The sequence below is a fragment of the Burkholderia cenocepacia genome (assembly GCF_900446215.1).
GTDB lineage: Bacteria > Pseudomonadota > Gammaproteobacteria > Burkholderiales > Burkholderiaceae > Burkholderia > Burkholderia cenocepacia.
This window is the reverse complement of record NZ_UAQZ01000018.1, coordinates 72,115-95,428: the sequence shown is the minus strand read 5'-3', so window position 1 is coordinate 95,428 and position 23,314 is coordinate 72,115. Positions and strand designations below refer to the sequence as shown.

19 protein-coding genes and 1 tRNA gene are annotated in these 23,314 nt (G+C 67.8%); 10 read left to right on the top strand and 10 right to left on the bottom strand.

Translation table 11 applies throughout. The features are described from left to right. Positions 1–15: 15 nt before the first annotated feature. Together DTA15_RS36935 and DTA15_RS36930 are read right to left on the bottom strand one after the other, a co-directional pair. Positions 16–90, bottom strand: a tRNA-Arg gene (locus DTA15_RS36935). A gap of 148 nt (positions 91–238) precedes the next feature. Continuing rightward, positions 239–421, bottom strand: a complete 183-nt coding sequence (locus DTA15_RS36930; RefSeq protein ID WP_006478164.1) for a rubredoxin — start codon at positions 419–421, stop codon at positions 239–241. A gap of 198 nt (positions 422–619) precedes the next feature. On the opposite strand from DTA15_RS36930, the gene DTA15_RS36925 reads away from it, so the two are divergent. The 5 genes from DTA15_RS36925 (at position 620) to DTA15_RS36905 (ending at position 8,554) form a co-directional block, all read left to right on the top strand. Further along, the gene (locus DTA15_RS36925) at positions 620–1,024 is read left to right on the top strand and encodes a DUF4399 domain-containing protein (RefSeq protein WP_011694346.1); all 405 of its coding nucleotides are present in this window, start codon (positions 620–622) and stop codon (positions 1,022–1,024) included. A gap of 266 nt (positions 1,025–1,290) precedes the next feature. Continuing rightward, entirely contained in the window at positions 1,291–3,240 is a 1,950-nt protein-coding gene (locus tag DTA15_RS36920; protein WP_006487664.1) for an ATP-binding cassette domain-containing protein, read from the top strand. Between the two features lie 220 nt (positions 3,241–3,460). Then, positions 3,461–5,443 (top strand): DNA topoisomerase IV subunit B, encoded by a 1,983-nt coding sequence (locus tag DTA15_RS36915; RefSeq protein WP_006487633.1) that lies wholly within the window; start codon positions 3,461–3,463, stop codon positions 5,441–5,443. Positions 5,444–5,512: 69 nt separating this feature from the next. Next, entirely contained in the window at positions 5,513–7,834 is a 2,322-nt protein-coding gene (parC, locus tag DTA15_RS36910) for a DNA topoisomerase IV subunit A (RefSeq protein WP_006487625.1), read from the top strand. 261 nt (positions 7,835–8,095) lie between these two features. Then, the gene (locus DTA15_RS36905) at positions 8,096–8,554 is read left to right on the top strand and encodes a CopD family protein (RefSeq protein WP_006487629.1); all 459 of its coding nucleotides are present in this window, start codon (positions 8,096–8,098) and stop codon (positions 8,552–8,554) included. Positions 8,555–8,607: 53 nt separating this feature from the next. Here DTA15_RS36905 and DTA15_RS36900 read toward each other — a convergent pair whose 3' ends face one another. Beyond that, entirely contained in the window at positions 8,608–9,492 is an 885-nt protein-coding gene (locus tag DTA15_RS36900; RefSeq protein ID WP_006487670.1) for a LysR family transcriptional regulator, read from the bottom strand. Between the two features lie 112 nt (positions 9,493–9,604). Here DTA15_RS36900 and DTA15_RS36895 point away from each other — a divergent pair, with 112 nt between their 5' ends. Continuing rightward, positions 9,605–10,051: a multidrug/biocide efflux PACE transporter gene (locus DTA15_RS36895; protein WP_034178454.1), complete on the top strand. Its 447-nt coding sequence runs from the start codon at positions 9,605–9,607 to the stop codon at positions 10,049–10,051. Positions 10,052–10,096: 45 nt separating this feature from the next. On the opposite strand, the gene DTA15_RS36890 is transcribed toward DTA15_RS36895, so the two are convergent. From DTA15_RS36890 to DTA15_RS36855, 7 genes are all read right to left on the bottom strand, one after another. After that, a complete protein-coding gene (locus DTA15_RS36890; RefSeq protein ID WP_006487623.1) occupies positions 10,097–11,305 on the bottom strand; it encodes a chromate transporter in 1,209 nt (402 codons plus the stop codon). Between the two features lie 204 nt (positions 11,306–11,509). After that, a complete protein-coding gene (locus DTA15_RS36885; protein WP_006487653.1) occupies positions 11,510–13,849 on the bottom strand; it encodes a bifunctional diguanylate cyclase/phosphodiesterase in 2,340 nt (779 codons plus the stop codon). A gap of 216 nt (positions 13,850–14,065) precedes the next feature. After that, positions 14,066–14,950, bottom strand: coding sequence for a PhzF family phenazine biosynthesis protein (locus DTA15_RS36875; RefSeq protein ID WP_006494065.1), 885 nt, complete (start codon positions 14,948–14,950; stop codon positions 14,066–14,068). Positions 14,951–14,963: 13 nt separating this feature from the next. After that, entirely contained in the window at positions 14,964–15,422 is a 459-nt protein-coding gene (locus DTA15_RS36870) for a RidA family protein (protein WP_006478174.1), read from the bottom strand. A 42-nt stretch (positions 15,423–15,464) separates the two neighbouring features. After that, a complete protein-coding gene (locus DTA15_RS36865) occupies positions 15,465–16,646 on the bottom strand; it encodes an aminotransferase-like domain-containing protein (protein WP_006485752.1) in 1,182 nt (393 codons plus the stop codon). A 151-nt stretch (positions 16,647–16,797) separates the two neighbouring features. Further along, a complete protein-coding gene (locus tag DTA15_RS36860) occupies positions 16,798–17,706 on the bottom strand; it encodes a DMT family transporter (protein ID WP_006485753.1) in 909 nt (302 codons plus the stop codon). Between the two features lie 54 nt (positions 17,707–17,760). Continuing rightward, entirely contained in the window at positions 17,761–18,453 is a 693-nt protein-coding gene (locus DTA15_RS36855) for a VOC family protein (RefSeq protein ID WP_006494064.1), read from the bottom strand. A gap of 230 nt (positions 18,454–18,683) precedes the next feature. Between DTA15_RS36855 and DTA15_RS36850 the strand changes: the two genes are divergently transcribed. From DTA15_RS36850 to DTA15_RS36835, 4 genes are all read left to right on the top strand, one after another. Beyond that, positions 18,684–20,144 (top strand): aminotransferase-like domain-containing protein, encoded by a 1,461-nt coding sequence (locus DTA15_RS36850; RefSeq protein WP_006483766.1) that lies wholly within the window; start codon positions 18,684–18,686, stop codon positions 20,142–20,144. 178 nt (positions 20,145–20,322) lie between these two features. Continuing rightward, a complete protein-coding gene (htpG, locus tag DTA15_RS36845) occupies positions 20,323–22,221 on the top strand; it encodes a molecular chaperone HtpG (protein ID WP_006483764.1) in 1,899 nt (632 codons plus the stop codon). 8 nt (positions 22,222–22,229) lie between these two features. Next, on the top strand, positions 22,230–22,826 hold the full coding sequence (locus DTA15_RS36840) for a chorismate--pyruvate lyase family protein (RefSeq protein WP_006493701.1): 597 nt from the start codon (positions 22,230–22,232) through the stop codon (positions 22,824–22,826). After that, positions 22,826–23,305, top strand: a complete 480-nt coding sequence (locus DTA15_RS36835) for a DNA-deoxyinosine glycosylase (protein WP_006490664.1) — start codon at positions 22,826–22,828, stop codon at positions 23,303–23,305. Before DTA15_RS36840 ends, DTA15_RS36835 begins: the two co-directional genes overlap by 1 nt. The last annotated feature ends 9 nt before the right edge of the window (positions 23,306–23,314 follow it).

The window sequence follows — 23,314 nt, the reverse complement described above, 5'->3', positions numbered from 1 at the left end:
GGCATGGAGCTTGTCTGGTCCCCCCGACAGGAATCGAACCTGTATCTAGCGCTTAGGAGGCGCTTGTTCTATCCATTGAACTACGGGGAGAGCCATATCCGGGCATTCGCGCAAAAGAAGGCGAACCGGACGGCGGTGTGGACAGCGCGCAGAGTATAGCAAACGCGCGGCGCGTCGGCGGGGCGGAATGCCCCCGCGACGCGCGTATCGCGTAATCAACCGCGATCGAAACGGAAAATCAGAAATCGACGACGACGAAATCTTCCTTGCCCACGTCGCACAGCGGGCAGCGCCAGTCCGCCGGAATGTCGGCGAAACGCGTGCCGGCCGGAATGCCTTCGTCGGGCAGCCCTTCCGCTTCGTTGTAGACCCACCCGCAAATCAGGCAGACCCAGCTCTGGTATTCGGTTACTTCGCTCATGTTGCGCTCGGGATAATGAAAATTCGGCGATGCCGTCCGCAGCCTGGCCGGCGGACGAAAGGCGCAATGGTACCGGAATTTCGCCGAACGCCTGCGCAACGTCGTTTTAAACGTACGCATCGCGAACAACCGGCGCCGTCGCGTCGGTCGGGCATGCAGTGTATGCTTCGTGAGCCTGTCAATCTGAAGGAGGAAACGATGCTCAACAGAAAGTGGATCGCGGGTGCAGTCTGTGTCGCGGCGCTGGCCGTATCGACGCTCGCGCGCGCCGAAGCGCGTGTGTTCTTCGTCGAGCCGCAGGACGGCGCGACGGTGTCGAGCCCCGTGCACGTGAAGTTCGGTCTCGAAGGCATGGCGCTCAAGCCGGCCGGCGACATGACCCCGGATACCGGTCATCATCATCTGCTGATCGACGGCAAGCCGGTGCCGAAGGGCGACGTGATCCCGGCGACCGACCATTCGCTGCATTTCGGCAAGGCCCAGACCGAAACCGACGTGAAGCTGCCGCCTGGCCAGCACACGCTGACGCTGCAGCTCGGTGACGGCGCGCACCGTTCGTACGGTCCCGAACTGAGCTCGACGATCACGATCAACGTGAAATAACCGCACGTCCCGCGCCGGCGCTCGCCGCGCCGCGCACGGGATCGACCGATCGGCCGGCCGCGGGCATCCGGCCGGCGTTCGGCCGTTTACGCGGGCACGTAAACGGCGACTGGCACCAAAGCGAAAAACCGCCCGCAACCCGCTCACGGCCCCGCGCCGACGCACTTCAGGCGCAACCTGCGGCGCTCGTCCATCCAGCCAAGCCGATACCGGCCCGCGCGCCCGGTACAATGGGCGCTTCCGATTTCTCTCTTCGCCGTCTCCCCATGTCGCTCTATTCCATTACCGGCGCGCAGCTCGCGTTCGGTCACGTCGCGTTGCTCGATCACGCGGATTTCTCGCTGGAAGCCGGCGAGCGGGTCGGCCTGATCGGCCGCAACGGCGCGGGCAAGTCGTCGTTGCTGAAGATCGTCGCCGATCTCGCGAAGCCCGACGACGGGCTGGTCACGCGCCAGCAGGAGCTCGTGACGGTCTACGTGCCGCAGGAGCCCGAATTCGAGCCGGGCGCGACGGTGTTCGACGCGGTCGCGTCAGGGCTCGCGCATACGCGCGAACTGCTCGAAGAATACGATTCGATCGCGCACCGCCTCGCGGAGATCCCGGAAGGCGCCGAGCACGATGCACTGCTCGCGCGGATGAACGCGCTGCAGTCGTCGCTGGACGCGCACGACGCGTGGAACTGGCGTACGCGCGTGTCGATGACGCTGGCGCAGATCGGCCTGCAGGACGTCGACGCAAGCGTCGACGCGCTGTCGGGCGGGATGCAGAAGCGCGTCGCGCTGGCGCGCGCGCTGGTGCTGCAGCCCGACGTGCTGCTGCTCGACGAGCCGACCAACCACCTCGACTTCGACGGCATCCGCTGGCTGGAAGAGCTGCTCGTCGCGCAGCGCGCGGGCCTGCTGTTCATCACCCACGATCGCGCATTCCTCGACCGCGTCGCGACGCGCATCGTCGAGCTCGATCGCGGCCGGCTGCTGTCGTACCCGGGCAATTTTTCCGCGTACCAGACGCGCAAGGCGCAGCAGCTCGAAGTCGAGCGCGTGGAGAACGAGAAGTTCGACAAGCTGCTCGCGCAGGAAGAAGTGTGGATCCGCAAGGGCGTCGAAGCGCGCCGTACGCGCAGCGTCGGCCGCATCGCACGGCTCGTGCAGATGCGCAACGAGCGCGCGGAGCGCCGCAATGCGCAGGGCAACGTGAAGCTGGACGTCGCGCAGGGCGAGAAGTCCGGCAAGATCGTCGCGGAGCTGACCGACGTGACGAAGCGTTACGGCGGCCGCACGGTGGTCGACCGCTTCTCGACGACGGTCATGCGCGGCGACAAGATCGGCTTCGTCGGCCCGAACGGCGCCGGCAAGACCACGTTGCTGAAACTGATCCTCGGCGACCTGAAGCCCGATGAAGGCACGGTGCGCACCGGCACGAACCTGCAGGTCGCGTATTTCGACCAGATGCGCGCGCAGCTCGACCAGGAGAAGAGCCTCGCGGATACGATCAGCCCCGGCAGCGAATGGGTCGAGATCGGCGGCGTGCGCAAGCACGTGATGAGCTATCTCGGCGATTTCCTGTTCGCGCCGGAACGCGCGCGTTCGCCGGTGAAGTCGCTGTCCGGCGGCGAGCGCAACCGGCTGCTGCTCGCGCGCCTGTTCGCGCGCCCGGCCAACGTGCTGGTGCTCGACGAACCGACCAACGACCTCGACATCCCGACGCTCGAACTGCTCGAAGAGCTGCTGGCCGACTACGACGGCACGGTGCTGCTCGTCAGCCACGATCGCGCGTTCCTCGACAACGTCGTGACGTCGGTGATCGCGGCGGAGGGCGACGGCAAGTGGCGCGAATATGTCGGCGGCTTCACCGACTGGCAGATCCAGAGCGAGCGCTCGGAGCAGCTCGCGCAGCAGGAAGCGGCGAAGCGCGCGGTCAAGGAAGCGGCGCCCGCGAAGGACGAGCCGGCGAAGAGCGCGGCCGGCCGCAACGCGCAGCGCACGGTGAAGCTGTCGTTCAACGAGCAGCGCGAGCTCGATTCGCTGCCGGAGAAGATCGCCGCGCTCGAAGCCGAGCAGAAGACGATCAATGCGCAACTCGAGGACGGCTCGATTTTCGCGAAGGACCCGCAGGAAGGCACGCGCCTGACCGAGCGGTTCGCGGCGATCGACGACGAATTGCTCGCCGCGCTCGAACGGTGGGAAACGCTCGAGGCGAAGCGCAAGCCAGTGTGACGCGTGCCGCGCGCGCCGATCCCGCGATTGGCGCGCCACGCGGAACCAGTAAAATACCGCGCGTTCAGGGGCGCGCAGCGCACGCCGCGCGCCCGCTTTCGGAGCAGTCCAAGCACACCGTTGTTTCGATTCGCTTTTTTACGGAACTCAACGTTTTGTCCACGACGTTATCCACACGAGGTGTGGACAACGTCCCGATGAATGACGAAATTCAGCGCCTATGTCAACGAAGAAACCCAGCGCGGCCTATAGCGAAGCATCGATCAAGGTGCTCAAGGGTCTCGAGCCGGTCAAGCAGCGGCCCGGCATGTACACCCGTACCGAGAATCCGCTGCACATCATCCAGGAAGTCATCGACAACGCGTCCGACGAGGCGCTCGGCGGCTACGGCAAGCAGATCACGGTCACGCTGCACGCCGACCAGTCGGTCTCGGTCGAGGACGACGGCCGCGGCATCCCGTTCGGCATGCATCCCGAAGAAGGCGTGCCGGTCGTCGAGATCGTGTTCACGCGCCTGCACGCGGGCGGCAAGTTCGACAAGGCCGCGGGCGGCGCGTATACGTTCTCGGGCGGCCTGCACGGCGTCGGCGTATCGGTGACGAACGCACTCGCGACGCGACTCGACGTGACGGTCTGGCGCGACGGCAAGATGGCCGAGCTCGGCTTCGCGGAAGGCGACGTGGTCAAGCCGCTCGCGACGCAGGCGGTGGGGCGCGGCGAGAAGAAATCCGGCACGCGCGTGCAGGTGTGGCCGAATCCGAAATACTTCGATTCGCCGAACCTGCCGCTCGGCGAGCTGCAGCGTCTGCTGCGCTCGAAGGCGGTGCTGTTGCCGGGCGTCGAGGTCGTGCTCGTCAACGAAAAGACGGGCGAGCGCCAGACGTGGAAGTACGAAGACGGCCTGCGCGGCTACCTGCTCGACGAAATGAACGGCAGCGAGCTGCTGATTCCGCTGTTCGAAGGCGAGCGTTTCGCCGATTCGCGTTCGACCGACGAAACCTTCGCCGAGGGCGAAGGCGCGTCGTGGGTCGTCGCATGGAGCGAGGAAGGTTCGCTCGTGCGCGAGTCGTACGTGAACCTGATTCCGACGCCGGCCGGCGGCACGCACGAGTCGGGCCTGCGCGAAGGTCTCTACCAGGCGGTGAAGAGCTTCGTCGAGCTGCACAACCTGCAGCCGAAGGGCGTGAAGCTGCTCGCGGAAGACGTGTTCGCGCGCGTGTCCTTCGTGCTGTCCGCGAAGGTGCTCGATCCGCAGTTCCAGGGGCAGATCAAGGAGCGGCTGAACAGCCGCGACGCGGTGAAGCTCGTGTCGTCGTTCTCGCGTCCGGCGCTCGAACTGTGGCTGAACCAGCACGTCGAGCACGGCAAGAAGCTCGCCGAACTCGTGATCAAGCAGGCGCAGGCGCGCACGCGCGCGGGCCAGAAGGTCGAGAAGCGCAAGAGCTCGGGCGTCGCGGTGCTGCCCGGCAAGCTGACGGACTGCGAGACCGAAGATATCGCGCGCAACGAACTGTTCCTCGTCGAGGGCGACTCGGCGGGCGGCTCCGCGAAGATGGGCCGCGACAAGGAATACCAGGCGATCCTGCCGCTGCGCGGCAAGGTGCTGAACACGTGGGAAACCGAGCGGGACCGCCTGTTCGCGAACAACGAGGTGCACGACATCTCGGTCGCGATCGGCGTCGATCCGCACAGCCCGGACGACGGCGTCGACCTGTCGAACCTGCGCTACGGCAAGATCTGCATCCTGTCGGACGCGGACGTCGACGGCTCGCACATCCAGGTGCTGCTGCTCACGCTGTTCTTCAAGCATTTCCCGCAGCTGATCGAGCGCGGCCACGTGTACGTCGCGCGCCCGCCGCTGTTCCGCGTCGATGCGCCCGCGCGCGGCAAGAAGCCCGCACAGAAGCTCTATGCGCTCGACGACGGCGAGCTCGAGGCGATCCTCGACAAGCTGCGCAAGGACGGCGTGCGCGACACGCAGTGGAGCATCAGCCGCTTCAAGGGCCTCGGCGAAATGAGCGCCGAGCAGTTGTGGGACACGACGATGAACCCCGACACGCGCCGCCTGATGCCGGTGAAGCTCGGCGAGCTCGACTACGAGGCGACCGTCGCACGGATGACGATGCTGATGGGCAAGGGCGAGGCAGCCGCGCGGCGCGGCTGGCTCGAGGAAAAGGGCAACGACGTCGAAGCGGACATTTAAGCGGAGCATCCGCGCGGCCGGGCATGACGCCCGGCCCGGCCTCACGCCACTTACGAATACGGAATTCAGATGGACGACAATACTTCCGATCTCTTTGCCGGGTCCGATGCACCGGATGCCGAAGCGCTGACGCTCGGCAATTACGCGGAGCAGGCGTATCTCAGCTACGCGGTCAGCGTCGTGAAGAGCCGCGCGCTGCCCGACGTGTGCGACGGCCAGAAGCCGGTGCAGCGCCGGATCCTGTTCGCGATGAACGAAATGGGTCTTGGCCCGGACGCGAAGCCGGTGAAGTCGGCGCGCGTGGTCGGCGACGTGCTCGGTAAATACCATCCGCACGGCGACCAGTCGGCGTACGACGCGCTGGTGCGGCTCGCGCAGGATTTCTCGCTGCGCTACCCGCTGATCGACGGGCAGGGCAACTTCGGCTCGCGCGACGGCGACGGCGCGGCGGCGATGCGTTACACGGAAGCGCGCCTCACGCCGATCGCGAAGCTGCTGCTCGACGAGATCGACCAAGGCACGGTCGACTTCATGCCGAACTACGACGGCTCGTTCGAGGAGCCGAAGACGCTGCCGAGCCGCATGCCGTTCGTGCTGCTGAACGGCGCGTCGGGCATCGCGGTCGGCCTCGCGACCGAAATCCCGTCGCACAACCTGCGCGAAGTCGCGGCCGCGGCGGTCGCGCTGATCCGCAATCCGAAGCTCACGCACGCGGAGCTGATGAGCTTGATTCCCGGCCCGGATTTCCCCGGCGGCGGCCAGATCATCTCGAGCGACACCGAAATCTCGGCGGCGTACGAAACGGGGCGCGGCAGCCTGAAGGTGCGCGCGAAGTGGAAGATCGAGGATCTCGCGCGCGGCCAGTGGCAGCTCGTCGTGACCGAACTGCCGCCGAACACGTCGGGCCAGAAGGTGCTCGAGGAAATCGAGGAACTGACCAACCCGAAGCTCAAGCTCGGCAAGAAGACGCTGACGCCCGAGCAGCTCAACACGAAGAAGGCGATGCTCGACCTGCTCGACGCAGTGCGCGACGAGTCGGGCAAGGAAGCGGCGGTGCGGCTCGTGTTCGAGCCGAAGTCGCGCACGATCGACCAGACGGAATTCGTGAACACGCTGCTCGCGTACACGAGCCTCGAATCGAACGCGACGCTGAATCTCGTGATGATCGGCGCGGATGGCCGGCCGGGTCAGAAGGGCCTGCTGACGATCCTCGACGAATGGGTGAAGTTCCGCCAGCTGACGATGACGCGCCGTTGCCGCCATCGTCTCGCGAAGGTCGACGACCGCATCCACATCCTCGAAGGGCGGATGATCGTCTTCCTGAACATCGACGAGGTGATCCGCATCATCCGCGAGTCGGACGAGCCGAAGGCCGCGCTGATGAGCGCGTTCGGCCTCAGCGAGCGGCAGGCCGAGGACATTCTCGAAATCCGCCTGCGCCAGCTCGCGCGGCTCGAGAAGATCAAGATCGAGAAGGAACTCGAAGCGCTGCGCGACGAGAAGGCGAAGCTCGAGGAGCTGCTCGCCAACGACAGCGCGATGAAGCGGCTGATGATCAAGGAGATCGAGGCCGACGCGAAGCAGTACGGCGACGATCGCCGCACGCTGATCCAGCAGGAAAAGCGCGCGACGTTCGAGGCGAAGGTGGTCGACGAGCCGGTGACGGTCGTCGTGTCGCAGAAGGGCTGGGTGCGCGCGCTGAAGGGCCACGGGCTCGACCCGGCCGGCTTCACGTTCAAGGCGGGCGACCACCTGTACGCGGCGTTCCAGTGCCGCACGCCGGATCGCCTGATCGCATGGGGCAGCAGCGGCCGCGTGTATTCGGTCGACGTGTCGGTGCTGCCGGGCGGGCGCGGCGACGGCGTGCCGGTCACGTCGCTGATCGAGCTCGAATCGGGCTCGCACCTGATGCACTACTACGCGGCGCCGGCCGACCAGCAGTTGCTGCTCGCGTCGAGCAACGGCTTCGGCTTCCTCGCGAAGGTCGGCGACATGGTGAGCCGCGTGAAGGCCGGCAAGTCCTTCATGACGATCGATGCGGGCGCGGTGCCGCTCGCGCCGATGCCGGTGCTGCCGAACGCGACGCAGGTCGCGTGCCTGTCGAGCGGCGGGCGCTTGCTGGTGTTCGGGATGGACGAGATGAAGACGCTGTCCGGCGGCGGGCGCGGCGTGATCCTGATGGCGCTCGACGACAAGGAAACGCTCGTGCAGGCGCTGGCGATCGATCCGGCCGGCGTCGTGCTGATCGGCACCGGCCGCGGCGGCAAGGCGCAGGACGACACGCTGTCGTACGCCGGGCTCGCGCCGCACATCGGCAAGCGCGCACGCAAGGGCCGCACGCCGGAGACGAAGCTCAAGGTCGTCAACGAGCTGCGCCCGCTGCTCGGCTGACGCCGCGCGGGGCGTCCGTATCGTCCGGTTCGACGGTTCGGCCGCGATCGAAGGCCGCACGTCCGCTTCGGCGGCCGTGCGGCTTTTTCTTTTTTGACGCGGAGATTCGGGTAAGCAAGCGTGGCGCTGTCACGCGGAATTTGCAAAATAGTGTGAAATCGCGCCGAGGGTCTGAACCGCGACGCGACTGGCTGGTCGAACGTCGCTTGATGCCGCGCGCGACGCGGCCGTTCGCTGCCCCCCTCATACAGGATCGTCGCCATGTCCCACGCCGTTGCCGTCGCGCTGTTTCTTCACCTGCTGGCCGTCGCCGTGTGGGTGGGCGGGATGGTCTTCGCGCACTTCTGCCTGCGCCCGGCGCTGTCCGACCTGTCGCCGCAGTTGCGGTTGCCGCTGATCGAAGGCGTGTTCGGCCGCTTCTTCAACTGGGTGTCGGGGGCCGTGATCGTGATCCTGCTGTCCGGCGGTTTCCTGCTGACGAGCTTCGGCGGCGCACATGCGACGTGGTCGCTGCATGCGATGGCCGGGCTCGGCGTCGTGATGATGCTGATCTTCGGGCACATCCGCTTCGCGCTGTTCCCGCGCATTCGCCGTGCGGTGCAGGCGCAGAACTGGCCGGACGGCGCGCGCGCGGTGAACGCGGTGCGCCTGCTCGTCGTCGTGAATCTCGTGCTCGGCGTCGTCACGATCGGCGCGGCCGTGCTGTCGCGCGGTTTCTGACCGGCCGGCGTCCGGCCGTTGCCGGGTCGCCGCGGGCCTGGCGGCACGCGTCGCTACGCGGCCAGCATCGCGTCGAGCAGCCATGAACCGGCTGGCCCCAGCGGCCGGTTGCGCGACCACACCGCATCCACCCGCACGCGGCGCGGCCAGCCGCGCGAGCGCAGCTCGCACAGGCGGTCGCGCGCGAAGTGCTCGACCATCCAGCGCGGCAGTTCCGCCCAGCCGAACCCCAGCACCGCCATCTCCAGCAGCATCAGGTAGCTCGGCGCCAGCCAGTGCTGCGTGCCGACGACGATCCGGTCGTCGGTGCCGCGACCTTCCGTCTTCACGTAGGTATTGAGGCGCAGTTCGCGCACGTCGCGCAGCGCCGCGTGCGGCACCTCGGCGTCGCCGTATTCGGCAAGCACGTGCGTGCGGCCGACGAACAGTCCGATCTCCGATTCCTCCGCCACCGTCGCCGCGCCGATATCGGCCGGGTAGGCCGCGCGCGCGGCCATCAGCCCGAGTTGCGCGCGGCCTTGCTGGATCAGGTCGAGCACGTCGTCGTGCTCGGCGATCTGGCATTCGAGCTCGAGCGCCGGAAAGCGCCGTTCGAGCGCCATCAGCGTCTCTTCGTAGCGCTTCGACTGGTACGTATCGGAGACGACGAGCGTGAGCCGCGCTTCCTCGCCGTGCGCGAGCCGGGCGGCCGTGCGGTCGATCGCCGCGCTGGCCTCGAGCGCGCGCTGCACCTGCGGCAGCAGCGCGCGGCCGGCGTCGGTGAGCGTCGGCGTGCGCGTCGAGCGATCGAACAACTGCACGCCCAGATCGATTTCGAGGTTCGCAATCGCTTCCGACACGGTCGACTGGCGCTTGCCGAGCTTGCGCGCGGCGGCCGTGAACGAGCCGAGCAGCGCCGCTTCGGCGAATGCGAGCAGGGCTTCGGGGGCGTGGTGCATGCAGTGCTCCAGGCGGTTATATATCGGTAAAACCGATGATATCAAACTGGATTCATACGGTATTGCCGATCAAAATGGCCGCCATGGATCAGCTAACGCATTGGAGCGAATCATGAAACAGATCAACAAAACGGTGACGGAGCGCCTGCTGCACGCGCTGACGTTCGAGCTGGTGGCGATCGCGCTGTGCGCGCCGATCGGCGCGTGGCTGCTCGACATGCCGGTGTCGCACGTCGGCGTGCTGACGGTGATGGTGTCGCTGATCGCGATGGCGTGGAACATGACCTTCAACGCGCTGTTCGACCGCTTCGAGCGGCGGGCCGGGTTGTCGCGCACGCTCGGCATGCGGATCGCGCATGCGGTGACGTTCGAGCTCGGCCTCGTCGCGATGGTGGTGCCGGTGGCCGCGTGGTGGCTGAACGTGAGCCTCGTCGAGGCGCTGCTGCTCGACCTGGGCATCGTGCTGTTCTTCCTGCCTTACACGTTCTGCTTCAACCTCGCGTACGACGCGCTGCGCGCCCGCTGGATGGCACGCCGGGTCGCGATGCGGGCCGGTTGAGCCGGTGAGGCGAACCCGGCCGGGCAGCGCGACGGCCGCCGCCCGTCAGTGCGCGGCGGCCCACAGCCACACGCTGCACGCCACGGCGACCGCGCCGTATACGGCATAAACGGGCACCTTGAAGCGCGTGAAGCACAGCGTCGCGAAGGCGCCCGTCAGCCAGTAAACCGGGTCGGCCGGTTCGCGATGCAGGATCTTGACGACGGCGACCACGAGAAAGCCCGTCGTCGCCGCGCGCAGCAGGCGCATCCCGTGCTCGAAGCGCGAATGGCGCTTGAGCCGGAGCAGGTGGTTCTGCGCGAACACGACGAGGCATCCCGACGGAATGAACAGCGCGGCGGTGGCGAGCAGCGCGCCGACCCAGCCGTCGGTCAGGTAGCCGAGAAACGGCACCACGTTCAGCAACGGCCCCGGCGCGACCGGCGACAGCGCGAACGCCAGCGTGAAGTCGTGATCGGAGATGCCGGTCGCCGGCGAGACGAACAGCGTCTTGAGCACCGGCAGCGCGGAGAAGCCGCCGCCGAACAGCGTCATGCCGGCGCCCGCGAGCCGCGGCCACAGCAATTGCGCCTGGTAATCGCCGGGCAACGGCACCGCGAACAGCAGCACCAGCACGCCGAGCAGCACGAGCAGGCTGCGGTCGCGCTTCGACAGCGTGAAATCGACCGCGTCGCGTTGCGGCGGCCCCGTCAGCCAGCCCGCTGCAAACGCGGCGAACAGAATCCCGACGAAAGCGGCCGGACTATGCGCGAAAGCGAGCAGAATCGTCGAGAGCGCGGCGATCGCCTGTTCGAGCCGCGTGCGCGCGAGCGAGCGCAACTGCTTGACCCACGTGACGCCGATCAGCGCGGCGAGCACCATCCCGAAGTGATTGATCAGCATCGGCGCGGCAAGCGAGCGCACGAGCGGCGTCTGATAGAAGATCGCGAACAGCGTCATCAGGATCGAGAACGGCAGCACGCTCGCCATGCCGGCGACCCATGCGCCGGCACGGCCGTGCAGCGTCTGCCCGACCTGCACGGCGACGTTGCAGCCGACGGGGCCCGGTACGAGCCACGCGAGCGCGACGAGATCGCCGAAAACGTGCGGCTCGATGCGCTGCAGCCGCTCCACGTAATGGCGTTCGAGTTGCGCCATCATCGAAAGCCCGCCCCACGAGACGGCCGAAATGCCGGCGACGACCTTGAACAAGGCCCACAGGGATGCGGGTGCCTCTTCGACACGCGTGGTCGCTTCGACTTCGACGGTTGTCATGATTGTGTGGTTGGCGCAGGGCCAGATCTCTCGCGTAGGGCCGTGCCGGCGGCCCGCCGACACGTCGGCCCTCCCGATTGTCCGCCGCGCATCATGACACTGCCATGCGCGAAAACACCAGTTAATGAACTAAACGATCGGATCGGAACACGAAACAATTGCGGCGGTGCGCAACGCGCGCCGCGGCAGCAGCGGTGCGGCTGTTCAGGCGCCGGTGCTGCCGGTCGCGCGATGCGCGACGACGTTCGGACGATCGCCGCGCACGCCGAAGCGTGCGATCAGCGCGGGAATCGCGTCGGCCGGCACCGGGCGCGAGAACAGGAAGCCCTGCGCCTCGATTTCGCCGAGCGCGGACAGCCACGTGATCTGCTCCTCGGTCTCCGTGCCCTCGACGACGACGGTCAGCCCGAGCGAGCGCGCGAGATGCACGATCGACGACACCATCACGCACACGCTGCGATCGTTCGGGATCGCCTGCACGAACGAGCGGTCGACCTTCAGCGTGTCGACGGAGAAGCGGTGCAGGTACGACAGCGACGAATAGCCGGTGCCGAAATCGTCGAGCGCGATCCGGATGCCGAGCTTTTTCAGCGCGACGATCTTTTCGGACACGAGCTCCGGATATTCCATCATCGCGGTTTCGGTGATCTCGATCTCGAGCCGGTTCGCGTCGATGCCGGTGTCCTGCAGCGCCTGCGAGATCGTCTCGATCAGGTCGCCGCGCCAGAACTGCACGGGCGAGATGTTGACCGCGAGCGTCAGCGTGTCGTGGCCTTCGTCGCGCCAGCGCGCGATCTGCTCGCACGCGGTGCGGATCACGAAGTCGCCGATCGGCACGATCAGGCCGGTCGATTCGGCGATCGAAATGAATTCGTTCGCGGAGATGACGCCGTGCTCGGGGTGATCCCAGCGTGCCAGCGCCTCGAAGCCGGTGATCGTACGGTGCGTGAGGTCGATCTTCGGCTGGTACGCGAGGAACAGCTGCCCCTCGGCGAGCGCGACGCGCAACTGCTGCTCCCAGCGCATCAGGTGGTCGGCGCGGTGCGACAGGTGCGGCGCATAGAACTGGTAGCAGTTCTTGCCGGCGTCCTTCGCGCTGTACATCGCGAGGTCGGCCTTTTTCAGCAGGTCGATCTCGCTTTCGTTCGCGACGGTGTGCAGCGCGATGCCGATGCTCGCATGCAGCACGAACGAGCTGCCGCGTACGTCGAACGGCTCGCTGAACATCCGGATGATCGCTTCCGCGAGCCGCACCGCGCGCCGCTCGACGTCGTCGCCCTTCATCACGACCACGAACTCGTCGCCGCCGATGCGCGCGAGCGAGCCTTCGTCGTCGACCGCGTCGGCGAGGCGCGATGCGGTCATCTGCAGCACGATGTCGCCGGCGTTGTGGCCGAGCGTGTCGTTGACGGTCTTGAAGTTGTCGAGATCGATGAACAGCAGGCCGAGCCGCGACAGGCTCGCGGGCATCGACACGTCGTTGCGCAGCCCGCGCAGCGTCGCATAGCGGTTCGCGAGGCCGGTGAGCAGGTCGTATTCGGCGAGCTGCGTCATTTCGCGCTCGCGGCCGAGCAGCTTGCCGATCAGGCCCGTCGCGACGCCGAAGAACGCGAGCATCGCGAGCGTGATGAAGCTCGTCATCAGCAGGTAGACGTTGCGCGTGTGCGTGTAGTCCGCGAACTCTTCCGTCTGCGACAGCCCGACCATCACGGCGAGCGGGTAGCCGTCGAGGTGGCGATACGACACGATGCGCGTCACGCCGTCGATCGGATCGATGATCGTGCCGGTCACGCGCTCCGCGATCGGGTAGACGCCCGAGGCCGAAAACGCGCCCGGCGCGTTGTTGACCGACCCCGTGCGCCGCGCGAGCACCGCGCCCGTGTCGGACACGACCGCGATCACGCCTTCCTTGCCGATGGCCGCGTTGTTGTAGAAATCGTTCGTGAAGTAGCTCGGGTCTTCCGACACCACGACGATGCCCGCGAAGCTGCCGTCGGGGTTGTTCAGGCGCCGCGTCATCTGCAGCGTCCAGTGGCTCGACACGCGGCCGAGCACCGGCTTGCTGATGAACAGGCGGTCATCGTTGTGCGCGAGGTGGACCTTGAAGTGCTCGCGGTCGGACAGGTTGATCGGCTGCGGATGGAGTTCGGCGGTGTTCGCGAACAGGATGCCCTTCGCGTTGACGAGCGACACCTGGATCAGCGTGTCGCTCGGCACGACGCCTTTCTCGACGGCGCTCGCGAGATTGAAGCGCGCCGGCGATTTCTCGAATTCGAACTTGACGAAGCGGGTGATCTGGTCGACCTGGTGGATCGCCTTGACCGTATGCTGCTCGAGCGCGGACGACAGGATCGCCGCGGAGGCCGCCGCTTCCTTGTACGCGCTGTCCTTTTCAACGGACAGACGCGCGATGATCACGGCCCACAGCAGCGCGAGCGCCAGCATCCCGAGCAGCGGGATGGCAAACAGCGCACGCCGGCGCGATTTGCGCGGCGCGCGCAGCGGCCGGTTCGGCGGCGTGTGGTTGGACCGGGCGGAGCTCATCGAAGAGGGCGGCGTCCTGCTCGCGTGCGCCATCCGTCTGGATGGCCGGCTATGGTTCGGATTGTCCCGACGTCTGTTCGTTCGCGGGACGCGCAACCATGGACAGACCTCCGAAACAACGGATTAGGCCCGATATTACTGGCTGGAACGTTTTTGCGATAGTTGGGTGAAGCGTAGGGCGCCGGACGAGCCGGCGCCATCGCACATCGCGAAATGTCAGTCGGGTGACCGAAACGTGCCGTCGACGACCGTGACGACGCGGCCGCCGATCCAGGTCGTGCCGTCTTCGTCGTAGCTGACGAAGATGCGGCCGTCGCGGCCGATCGCCGTGCCCTGGCGGGCCGTATACGACGGGCCGGGGCGGCGTGCCTGGCGCGTCAGCAGTCCGGCCAGCGCGGCGTTCGCGCTGCCGGTGACGGGGTCCTCGCCGGGCGTGCCGAACTGGCCGCCCGTCATCAGGCAGCGGATCTCGAACGTCGCGGGGCCGCCTTCGGCATGCGGCGCGTAGGCGGCGAGGCCGTCCACGCCGTAACGGCGGGTGAGCGCGGCCAACGCGGCCGGATCGGGCGACAGGCCGATGCACGCATCGGCCGACTTCAGCCGCACGACCAGCCACGGCGCGCCGTTGTCGACCGCGCACGGCTCGGCATCGAGGTCGAGCGCGTCGCTGCGCAGCGCGGCGGCCAGTACCGCGTAGTCCGAACGGTCGAGCGGCGTGACGCGTGCCGGCGGCGCGGCGAACGCCCAGCCGTCGGCCTGCTCGCGCAGCGCGACCCGGCCGACTCCGCACTGCTGGATCAGCCGGCCCGGCGTGCGCGGCCGCGCCCCGCTTTCGAGGAACGCATGCGCGGTGCCGAGCGTCGGGTGACCGGCGAACGGCAGTTCGCCGCCCGTCGTGAAGATCCGCACGCGATAGTCGGCTTCCGGATCGGTGGGCGTGCAGAGAAACGTCGTTTCCGACAGGTTCGTCCAGCGGGCGATCTCGAGCATGGCGTCGTCGCCGAACGAATCGGCGTCGAACACCACGGCAAGCGGATTGCCCTTGAACGGCGCCGACGTGAACACGTCGACCTGCTTGAAACGAACGAGACGGCCGGACATCGCGACGCGCCCGTTACGCGACTTCGGCGATCAGTTCGATCTCGACGCACGCGCCGAGCGGGATCTGCGCGACGCCGAATGCCGAGCGCGCATGCTTGCCCGCGTCGCCGAACACTTCCGCGATCAGCTCCGACGCGCCGTTCGTCACGACGTGCTGTTCGGTGAAGTCGAGCGTCGAGTTGACGAGGCTCATCAGCTTGACGATGCGCGTGACCTTGTTCAGGTCGCCGGTGTGCGCGTGCAGCGTCGCGAGCAGGTCGATCGCGATCGAGCGGGCGGCGGCCTTGCCGTCTTCCGTTTGCAGATCCGCGCCGAGCTTGCCGGCCCAGACCTTGCCGTCCTTCTTCGCGATGTGGCCCGACAGGTAGACCGTGTTGCCGCTTTGCGCGCTCATCACGTAGGCGGCAGCCGGGGCGCCGGCGGTCGGGAGTTCGATGCCGAGCGATTTCAGTTTGTCGTAGACGTTAGCCATGTGTTCGATTCCTCGTAGAGAGTCGTGACAGGAAAAAGGGGATCAGAGGCGCTCGTGCAGCAGCTTGCCGAGGCGCGCGACGCCTTCCTCGATCTTCTCGGGCGGCACCGTCACGAACGACAGGCGCAGCGTGTTCTGCTGCGCGTTCTCCGCGAAGAACGGCGCGCCCGGCACGAAGGCGACGTGGTTGTCGACGGCCGCGGCGAGCAGCTTCATGCTGTCGATCTGCGCGGGCAGGTTCACCCAGATGAACATCCCGCCTTCCGGGCGGTTCCACGTGACGCCTTCCGGCATGTGGCGCGCGAGCGCGCCGAGCATCGCGTCGCATTGCGCGCTGTAGAGCGCGCGGATCGTCGGGATGTGCTCGTCGAGGAAGCCGTCCTTGATCACTTCGTGCGCGATGCGCTGCGTGAGCGTCGGCGTGTGCAGGTCGGTGGCCTGCTTGGCCTGCACGAGCTTGAAGTGGAGTTCCTCGGGCGCGATGATGTAGCCGATCCGCAGGCCCGGCGCGAGCACCTTCGAGAACGTGCCGAGGTGCACGACGTGGTCGGGCGCCATCGACAGCATCGTCGGCAGCGGCTCGCCCTGGTAGTTCAGCGCGCCGTACGGATCGTCCTCCAGCACCGGGAACGGGCTCGTCTGCGCGAACGCGGCGAGCGCGCGGCGGCGCTCGACGGGCAGGCGGCGGCCGGTCGGGTTCTGGAAGTTCGGCTGCGCGTACAGCAGGCGCGCGCCTTGCGTGAGTCCGGGCGTGAGGCCTTCCGGCAGCAGGCCCTGCTCGTCGGTCGGCACCTGCACGTAGCGCGGCTCGTACAGCGAGAACGATTGCAGCGCGCCGAGGTAGGTCGGCGTTTCGACGAGGATCGGGCTGTTCGGGTCGATCAGCGCCTTGCCGAGCAGGTCGAGCGCCTGCTGCGAGCCGGTCGTGATCAGCACCTGCGACACGCGCACGCTGTAGCGCTCGGCGATCCATTCGCGCAGCGGCAGGTAGCCTTCGGTCGCGCTGTACTGGAGCGCGGCGGCCGGCGCGTCGCGCAGCACGCGGTCGGCGGCGGCGCGCATGCGTTCCGCCGGGAACGTCGCGGGGGCGGGCAGGCCGCCGGCGAACGAGATGACCTCGGGGCGTTCCGTGACCTTCAGGATCTCGCGGATCGCAGAGCTCGTCAGCTTGCGGGCGCGTTCGGAAAGCTGCCAGTGCGGCGGATGCAGGTCGCTCGGATTCATAGTCTCCTCGTTCGGATATCGTGGTCAGTCAAGAAAGGTCGTTCGGGCGAATCGCTTCGACGCCGCCGGGTGGGCGAGCGCGAACGCGATGAAGCCTTCGCGGCCGGGTGGGCAAACCGATCAGGCAAAACGTCCATTATGGCGCAGCTGTTCAGCCGGCGCGAGCGGGACGCGGGGCCGTGGCGACCGCCGAGCGGCGCCCGAGCACCACGGTCGCGATCACGGCGGCCGCGAACAGCCACGTCGACGACGTGACCGTTTCGCCGAACAGCAGCGCGGAAAAGGCGATCGTGAAGAAAATCTGCAGCAGTTGCACCTGGCCGACCCGCGCGATGCCGCCCATCGCGAGCCCCGCATACCACGCGAAAAAGCCGATGAATTGCGAAAAGAGGGTCACGTAGCCGAACGCGAGCCACGTGCGCAGCGCCAGCGGGCCCGGATGCGCGGCGTGCTGCATCCACGCGAGCCAGCCGACCGGCAGCACGAGGAACGGTGCCGACACGACGAGCGCCCAGCAGATCACCTGCCAGCCGCCGATCTGGCGCGCGAGGCGCGCGCCTTCCGCATAGCCGAGCGCGCCGATGCCGACCGCGACGAGCATCAGCGCGTCGCCGGCCTGCACGGTGCCGCCGCCGTCGCGCAGCGCGAACGCGATCACGAGCCCGCTGCCGGCCACCGCGCTGGCCCAGAACGCCTTCGACGGCCGTTCGTGCGACAGCCAGGCCGCATACAGCGCGACGAACAGCGGCTGCAAGCCGTTGACCACCGCGCCGTGCGAGGCGGGCACCGATTTCATCGCCCAGGCCGAGAACACCGGATACGCGATGATCACGCCGGCCGACGTGATTGCGAGGCTTTTCAGTTGCGCGCGGCTCGGCAGCGGCTCGCGGCGCCACCACAGCAGCAGGCCGGCCGGCACGGCGGCGGCGAGCGCGCGGCCGAGCCCGTTGAGCAGCGGATTGAGCTCGGATACGACGATGCGCGTCATCGGCAGCGTCAGGCTGAAGATCATCACGCCGATGAGGCCGAGCAGCATGCCCCGGGTTTCGCGCGAATTCATGTCGTGGGTGTCTCCGTCGTGCAGGTCGTTGTCGTCGGGAAAGCGGCGGGGCGGTCAGCGCAGCGTGCGTGCGCCGTGCGGCGTGTCGAATTCGGCGGCCAGCGCCGGCGGACCGTCGGTCGATTCGAGGTCGAGCAGGTGCGCGGCGCCGAGCCAGTCGAGTTGCTCGCGGACCGTATCCGCGTGCGGGTGGACGCCCTTGAGCGCCTTCAGCGCGACGCCGTCGGCCGGCAGCGATTCGGCCGGATGACGCGGGCTGTCCCACTGGATCAGCGACGGCACGAGGCCGTCGCCGGCGCCTTGCCATGCGGGGAAGCTGCCGTCGTCGGGCACCGTGAGGCCCCAGCTCAGGTCGCCGCGCCGCATCGCGACGACGGGCGCGATGCGCGCCGGGTACTGGCGCTGCCACAACGCAAGCTGGCGCGGGCGGTCGACGCGCGCCACCCAGTGCGCGAGAAACGGGCCCTGCGCGAGCCGCGCCTGGAGCGCCGGATCGTCGAGCCCGAACAGCCGCGCGCGCGGCGGCTTCGTGCCGTCGTCCGGCGCGGGCGCATCGGGGTCGATCGCGATTACTTCAAGGTAGAGCCCGCCCCACGCGCCGAACAGCGCATTGTGGGTCCGCATCAGCGGATGGCGGCCGCCGCCGGCCGGCTCGATGCCGAGTGCGTCGGCGACATGGCGCACGCCTTCGTCGAGGGTGCGCGCGGCAATCACGAGATGGTCGAGTGTCAGGGAGCGGGCTGGCATGAGCGTCGGTCGGGAAGCGAAAGTGTCATGGTAGGCGGACGGCGGGCCGGGCGGCGCCGGACCGGCCGGCGCACCCGGCCGCGAAGCGGGCCGGCGGGCGCAGCGCCAGGTGCGGCGGGGCCGCAACGGCGGCCGCACGATCGCCATTCCGGTCAACTGTAATCGTCGCTACCGGCACAGTAACGGTACAATCGGCGCGATAGCCTTCGGTACAGTTGGAGCTGCCGCCCATGTCCACCGTCCCACTCGCCCAGATTCCCGCGCCGCACGACACGGCCACGCTCACGCTCGTCGACCAGCTGGTCCAGTGGGCGCGGCGGCGTATCGACGAACGCGTGTTCCGTCCCGGCATGCGCATGCCGTCGATCCGCAAGCTCGCGCTCGACAAGAGCGTGTCGCGCTTCACCGTCGTCGAGGCCTACGAGCGCCTCGTCGCGCAGGGTTACCTCGACTCGCGGCGCGGCTCCGGCTTCTACGTGCGCGAGCGCACGGGCGCCGGCCCGCAGCCGGCCGACAGCGTCGCGCGGGTGGCCGAGGCCGCGCCCGTGCACAACACGATCGACGTCGTCTGGCTGCTGCGCAACATGCTGCATACCGTCAGCCCGGAGAAGGGCCCCGGCCTCGGCTACCTGCCGGGGCGCTGGCTCGACGGCGAGCTGATCACCGGCGCGCTGCGCGCGCTCGGGCGCCAGTCGGGCGCGCAGATGCTCGGTTTCGGCACCGCGCAGGGCTTCCTGCCGCTGCGCCAGCAACTGCAGACGCGTCTCGCCGAAGTCGAGATCGGCGCGAAGCCCGAACAGATCGTGCTGGTGTCGGGCATCACGCAGGCGATCGACCTGATCTCGCGGATCTACATGCGCCCGGGCGATGCGGTGATCGTCGGCGATCCCGCGTGGTTCCAGATGTTCGGCCGTTTCGCGGCGCAGGGCGCGCAGCTCGTCGGGATGCCGTATACGCCCGACGGCCCCGACCTCGACGCGCTCGAAACCCTGGTGCAGATGTGGCGGCCGAAGATGCTCGTGATCAATTCGGTGCTGCAGAACCCGACCGGCACGTCGCTGTCGGCCGCGCAGGCGTTCCGGATCCTCAAGCTCGCGGAGGCCTACGATTTCCTGGTCGTCGAGGACGACATATACGGCGACCTGTGCCCGCCCAGCTATCCGGCCACGCGCCTCGCGAGCCTCGACCAGCTGAAGCGCGTGATCTATCTCGGCAGCTATTCGAAGACGCTCGCGGCGAACCTGCGCGTCGGCTACGTCGCGTGCGCGCCGGAGATCGCGAAAGCGATCACTGACCAGAAGATGCTGGTCGGGATGACCACGCCCGAGCTCAACGAGCGCGTGTTGTACAAGATCCTGACCGAAGGGCATTACCGGCGCCACGTCGAGCGGCTGCGCGCACGGCTCGACGGCGTGCGCGACAAGACCGCGCGGATGCTCGAGCGCACCGGGCTCGGGCTCTTCACGATGCCCGCGGCCGGGATGTTCCTGTGGGCCGACACGGGCGTCGATTCGGACGCGCTCGCGGCGGTCGCGCACGAAGCCGGCTTCCTGCTGACGCCGGGCAGCCTGTTCTCGCCGCAGCAGTCGCCGTCCACGTGGATGCGCTTCAACGTCGCGAACTGCGGCGATCCGGCGCTGCCGGGGCTGCTGGCGAGCTATATCGACTCGGCGGTGCGGCGCGCGTCGTAACGCGGCGCGGCGCGGCAAGGCCGGCTCTTGAAATTGTCCGAGCCGTCCCCAGATACGCGCGCAAACCGCCGGCGCCAGGCGGTCGTCCCACACGGGCCGTCCTTCGCGGGGCCGCCGGCATCGCGCGCCGGGCGCCGGCGTCACCCCTTTTCAGTTCTAGTAAGAGGAAACAGCATCCATGGCACACGAAACGATGAGCTTTCAGGCAGAGGTCAAGCAACTCCTCCACCTGATGATCCATTCGCTCTACAGCAACAAGGAAATCTTCCTGCGCGAACTGGTGTCGAACGCGTCCGACGCGACCGACAAGCTGCGTTTCGAGGGGCTCGCGGACAACGCGTTGTACGAGAACGATCCGAACCTGCGCATCCGCATCGGCTACGACAAGGCCGCGCGCACGATCACGATCGACGACAACGGCATCGGCATGAGCCGCGACGAGGCGATCGCGAACCTCGGCACGATCGCGCGGTCGGGCACCAAGGAATTCTTCACGAAGCTGTCGGGCGACCAGCAGAAGGATGCGGCGCTGATCGGCCAGTTCGGCGTGGGCTTCTACTCGGGCTTCATCGTCGCCGACAAGATCACCGTCGAGACGCGCCGCGCGGGCCTGCCGGCGAACCAGGCCGTGCGCTGGGAAAGCGCCGGCGAGGGCGATTTCACGATCGACGCGATCGAGCGCGCGCAGCGCGGCACGACGATCACGCTGCACCTGCGCGAAGGCGAGGACGACCTGCTGTCGTCGCACCGCCTGAAGTCGATCATCCAGAAGTACTCCGACCACATCGCGCTGCCGATCCTGATGCGCAAGGAAGAGTGGGATCAGGAAAAGGGCGAGATGGTCCTGAAGGACGAGGACGAAACCGTCAACCAGGCGAGCGCGCTGTGGACGCGTTCGAAGAGCGACGTCACCGACGAGCAGTACACGCAGTTCTACCAGCACATCGCGCACGATCACCAGGATCCGCTCACGTGGACGCACAACCGCGTCGAGGGCCGCAGCGAATACACGCAGCTGCTGTTCGTGCCGGCGCACGCGCCGTTCGACCTGTGGAACCGCGATTATCGCGGCGGCCTGAAGCTGTACGTGAAGCGCGTGTTCATCATGGACGACGCCGAGCAACTGCTGCCGCAATACCTGCGCTTCGTGAAGGGCGTGGTCGATTCGGCCGACCTGCCGCTGAACGTGTCGCGTGAAATCCTGCAGGAAAGCCGCGACGTGAAGGCGATCCGCGAGGGCGTGACCAAGCGCGCGCTGTCGATGCTCGAGGAACTCGCGAACGCGGAAGAGGATGCCGGCAAGGAGAAGTACAAGACGTTCTGGGGCGCGTTCGGCCAAGTGCTGAAGGAGGGCCTCGGCGAGGATCACGCGAACCGCGAGCGCATCGCGAAGCTGCTGCGCTTCGCGTCGACGCACGGCGACACCGACGCGCAGGACGTGTCGCTCGCCGACTACGTGTCGCGCATGAAGCCCGAGCAGAGCAAGATCTACTACGTGACCGCCGATACCTGGCAGGCCGCGAAGAACAGCCCGCATCTCGAAGTGTTCCGCAAGAAGGGTGTCGAGGTGCTGCTGCTGACCGACCGCGTCGACGAATGGATGCTGTCGTTTCTGCACGAATTCGACGGCAAGCCGCTCGCGAGCGTGGCCCGCGGCGATCTCGATCTCGGCGAGCTGAACGACGAGGAGAAGAAGGCGCAGGAGCAGGCCGGCGAGGCGATCAAGCCGGTCGTCGAGAAGATGAAGGAAGCGCTCGGCGACAAGGTGAAGGAAGTGCGCGTCACGTTCCGCCTGACCGATTCGCCGTCGTGCCTCGTCGCGGACGACAACGACATGAGCGGCTATCTGCAGCGGATGCTGAAGGCGGCCGGCCAGAACGCGCCGGCGATGCAGCCGATCCTCGAGATCAATCCCGAGCACGCGCTCGTGAAGCAGCTGAACGCCGACAGCGCCGATTTCGGCGACTGGTGCCATCTGCTGTTCGATCAGGCGCTGCTGGCCGAAGGCGGCATGCTCGACGACCCGGCGAGCTTCGTGAAGCGGACCAACGCGCTGCTGCTGTCGCGCGCCGCGTGAACGCGCGCATGCGATTCGACGGCGCGCAGGCCGGCTGGCGCGAGACGCCGCGGCCTGGCTGCACGCTCGACCAGCGCGACTGGCTGACGCGCGGCGGATCGCTGACCGCGCACCTCGCGCGGCTCGGCCGCGTGAACGTGCGCGTGACGCGCGAGGCCGTCGATTCGCCGTGGTTCGACGAGCCGGACGCGCTCGCCAGTTCGCCGCGCGCGCCGATGTGGGTGCGCGAGGTGATCCTGTCGGTCGACGGCACGCCGTACGTCGCCGCGCACAGCATTGCGCCGCTCGCGGCCAGCAAGGGCGTGTGGCAGGCCATGCGGCGGCTGCGCACGCGGCCGCTCGCGGAGCTGCTGTACAGCGATCCGCAGGTCGAGCGCTCGGCGCTCGTGAGCCGGCGCGTGATCGCCGGTCATCCGCTGTATGCGCTCGCGAGCCATGCATTGCAGGGCGCGCGTGCGCCGCATGCGTTTGCCGCGCGCCGCTCGGTGTTCCAGCGTCACGGCAAGCCGCTGATGGTCACCGAGTGCATGCTGCCGGCGCTGTGGCGCCATCTCGCCGCGCACGGCGACGGGCCGGGGTCGGTCGGGCCGCACGGAGGCGCGTGATGCTGCAGGGCTTTCCGCCGGTCGTCGCGCCGCATACGCACACGATGATTCTCGGCAGCTTTCCGGGCGAGGCGTCGCTCGACGCCGCGCAGTACTACGCGCATCCGCGCAACCAGTTCTGGCGGCTGCTCGGCGCGGTGCTCGGCGAGCCGACGCTGCATGAACTGCCGTACGACGCGCGGCTCGCGCGCGTGCTGTCGCACGGCATCGGCATCTGGGATGTGCTCGATGCGTGCCATCGTCAGGGCAGTCTCGATTCCGCGATTCGCAATGCGAAGCCGAACGACTTCGCGTCGCTGCGCGAGCATGCGCCGTTGCTGAAGCGCGTGTGCTTCAACGGCAAGACGGCGGGGCGGTTCGCGGACGTGATCGGCCAGGCCGGATACGAGACGCTCGTGTTGCCGTCGTCGAGCCCGGCGAATGCGATGCTGTCGTTCGAGCAGAAGCTCGCGCAGTGGCGCGCGATCGCCGTTCGATAGCGTCGCGTC

Coding starts and splice junctions, on each gene's coding strand:
- DTA15_RS36930 (WP_006478164.1), bottom strand. CDS start 421: ATGAGCGAAGTAACCGAATACCAGAGCTGGGTCTGCCTGATTTGCGGG.
- DTA15_RS36925 (WP_011694346.1), top strand. CDS start 620: ATGCTCAACAGAAAGTGGATCGCGGGTGCAGTCTGTGTCGCGGCGCTG.
- DTA15_RS36920 (WP_006487664.1), top strand. CDS start 1,291: ATGTCGCTCTATTCCATTACCGGCGCGCAGCTCGCGTTCGGTCACGTC.
- DTA15_RS36915 (WP_006487633.1), top strand. CDS start 3,461: ATGTCAACGAAGAAACCCAGCGCGGCCTATAGCGAAGCATCGATCAAG.
- parC (WP_006487625.1), top strand. CDS start 5,513: ATGGACGACAATACTTCCGATCTCTTTGCCGGGTCCGATGCACCGGAT.
- DTA15_RS36905 (WP_006487629.1), top strand. CDS start 8,096: ATGTCCCACGCCGTTGCCGTCGCGCTGTTTCTTCACCTGCTGGCCGTC.
- DTA15_RS36900 (WP_006487670.1), bottom strand. CDS start 9,492: ATGCACCACGCCCCCGAAGCCCTGCTCGCATTCGCCGAAGCGGCGCTG.
- DTA15_RS36895 (WP_034178454.1), top strand. CDS start 9,605: ATGAAACAGATCAACAAAACGGTGACGGAGCGCCTGCTGCACGCGCTG.
- DTA15_RS36890 (WP_006487623.1), bottom strand. CDS start 11,305: ATGACAACCGTCGAAGTCGAAGCGACCACGCGTGTCGAAGAGGCACCC.
- DTA15_RS36885 (WP_006487653.1), bottom strand. CDS start 13,849: ATGAGCTCCGCCCGGTCCAACCACACGCCGCCGAACCGGCCGCTGCGC.
- DTA15_RS36875 (WP_006494065.1), bottom strand. CDS start 14,950: ATGTCCGGCCGTCTCGTTCGTTTCAAGCAGGTCGACGTGTTCACGTCG.
- DTA15_RS36870 (WP_006478174.1), bottom strand. CDS start 15,422: ATGGCTAACGTCTACGACAAACTGAAATCGCTCGGCATCGAACTCCCG.
- DTA15_RS36865 (WP_006485752.1), bottom strand. CDS start 16,646: ATGAATCCGAGCGACCTGCATCCGCCGCACTGGCAGCTTTCCGAACGC.
- DTA15_RS36860 (WP_006485753.1), bottom strand. CDS start 17,706: ATGAATTCGCGCGAAACCCGGGGCATGCTGCTCGGCCTCATCGGCGTG.
- DTA15_RS36855 (WP_006494064.1), bottom strand. CDS start 18,453: ATGCCAGCCCGCTCCCTGACACTCGACCATCTCGTGATTGCCGCGCGC.
- DTA15_RS36850 (WP_006483766.1), top strand. CDS start 18,684: ATGTCCACCGTCCCACTCGCCCAGATTCCCGCGCCGCACGACACGGCC.
- htpG (WP_006483764.1), top strand. CDS start 20,323: ATGGCACACGAAACGATGAGCTTTCAGGCAGAGGTCAAGCAACTCCTC.
- DTA15_RS36840 (WP_006493701.1), top strand. CDS start 22,230: ATGCGATTCGACGGCGCGCAGGCCGGCTGGCGCGAGACGCCGCGGCCT.
- DTA15_RS36835 (WP_006490664.1), top strand. CDS start 22,826: ATGCTGCAGGGCTTTCCGCCGGTCGTCGCGCCGCATACGCACACGATG.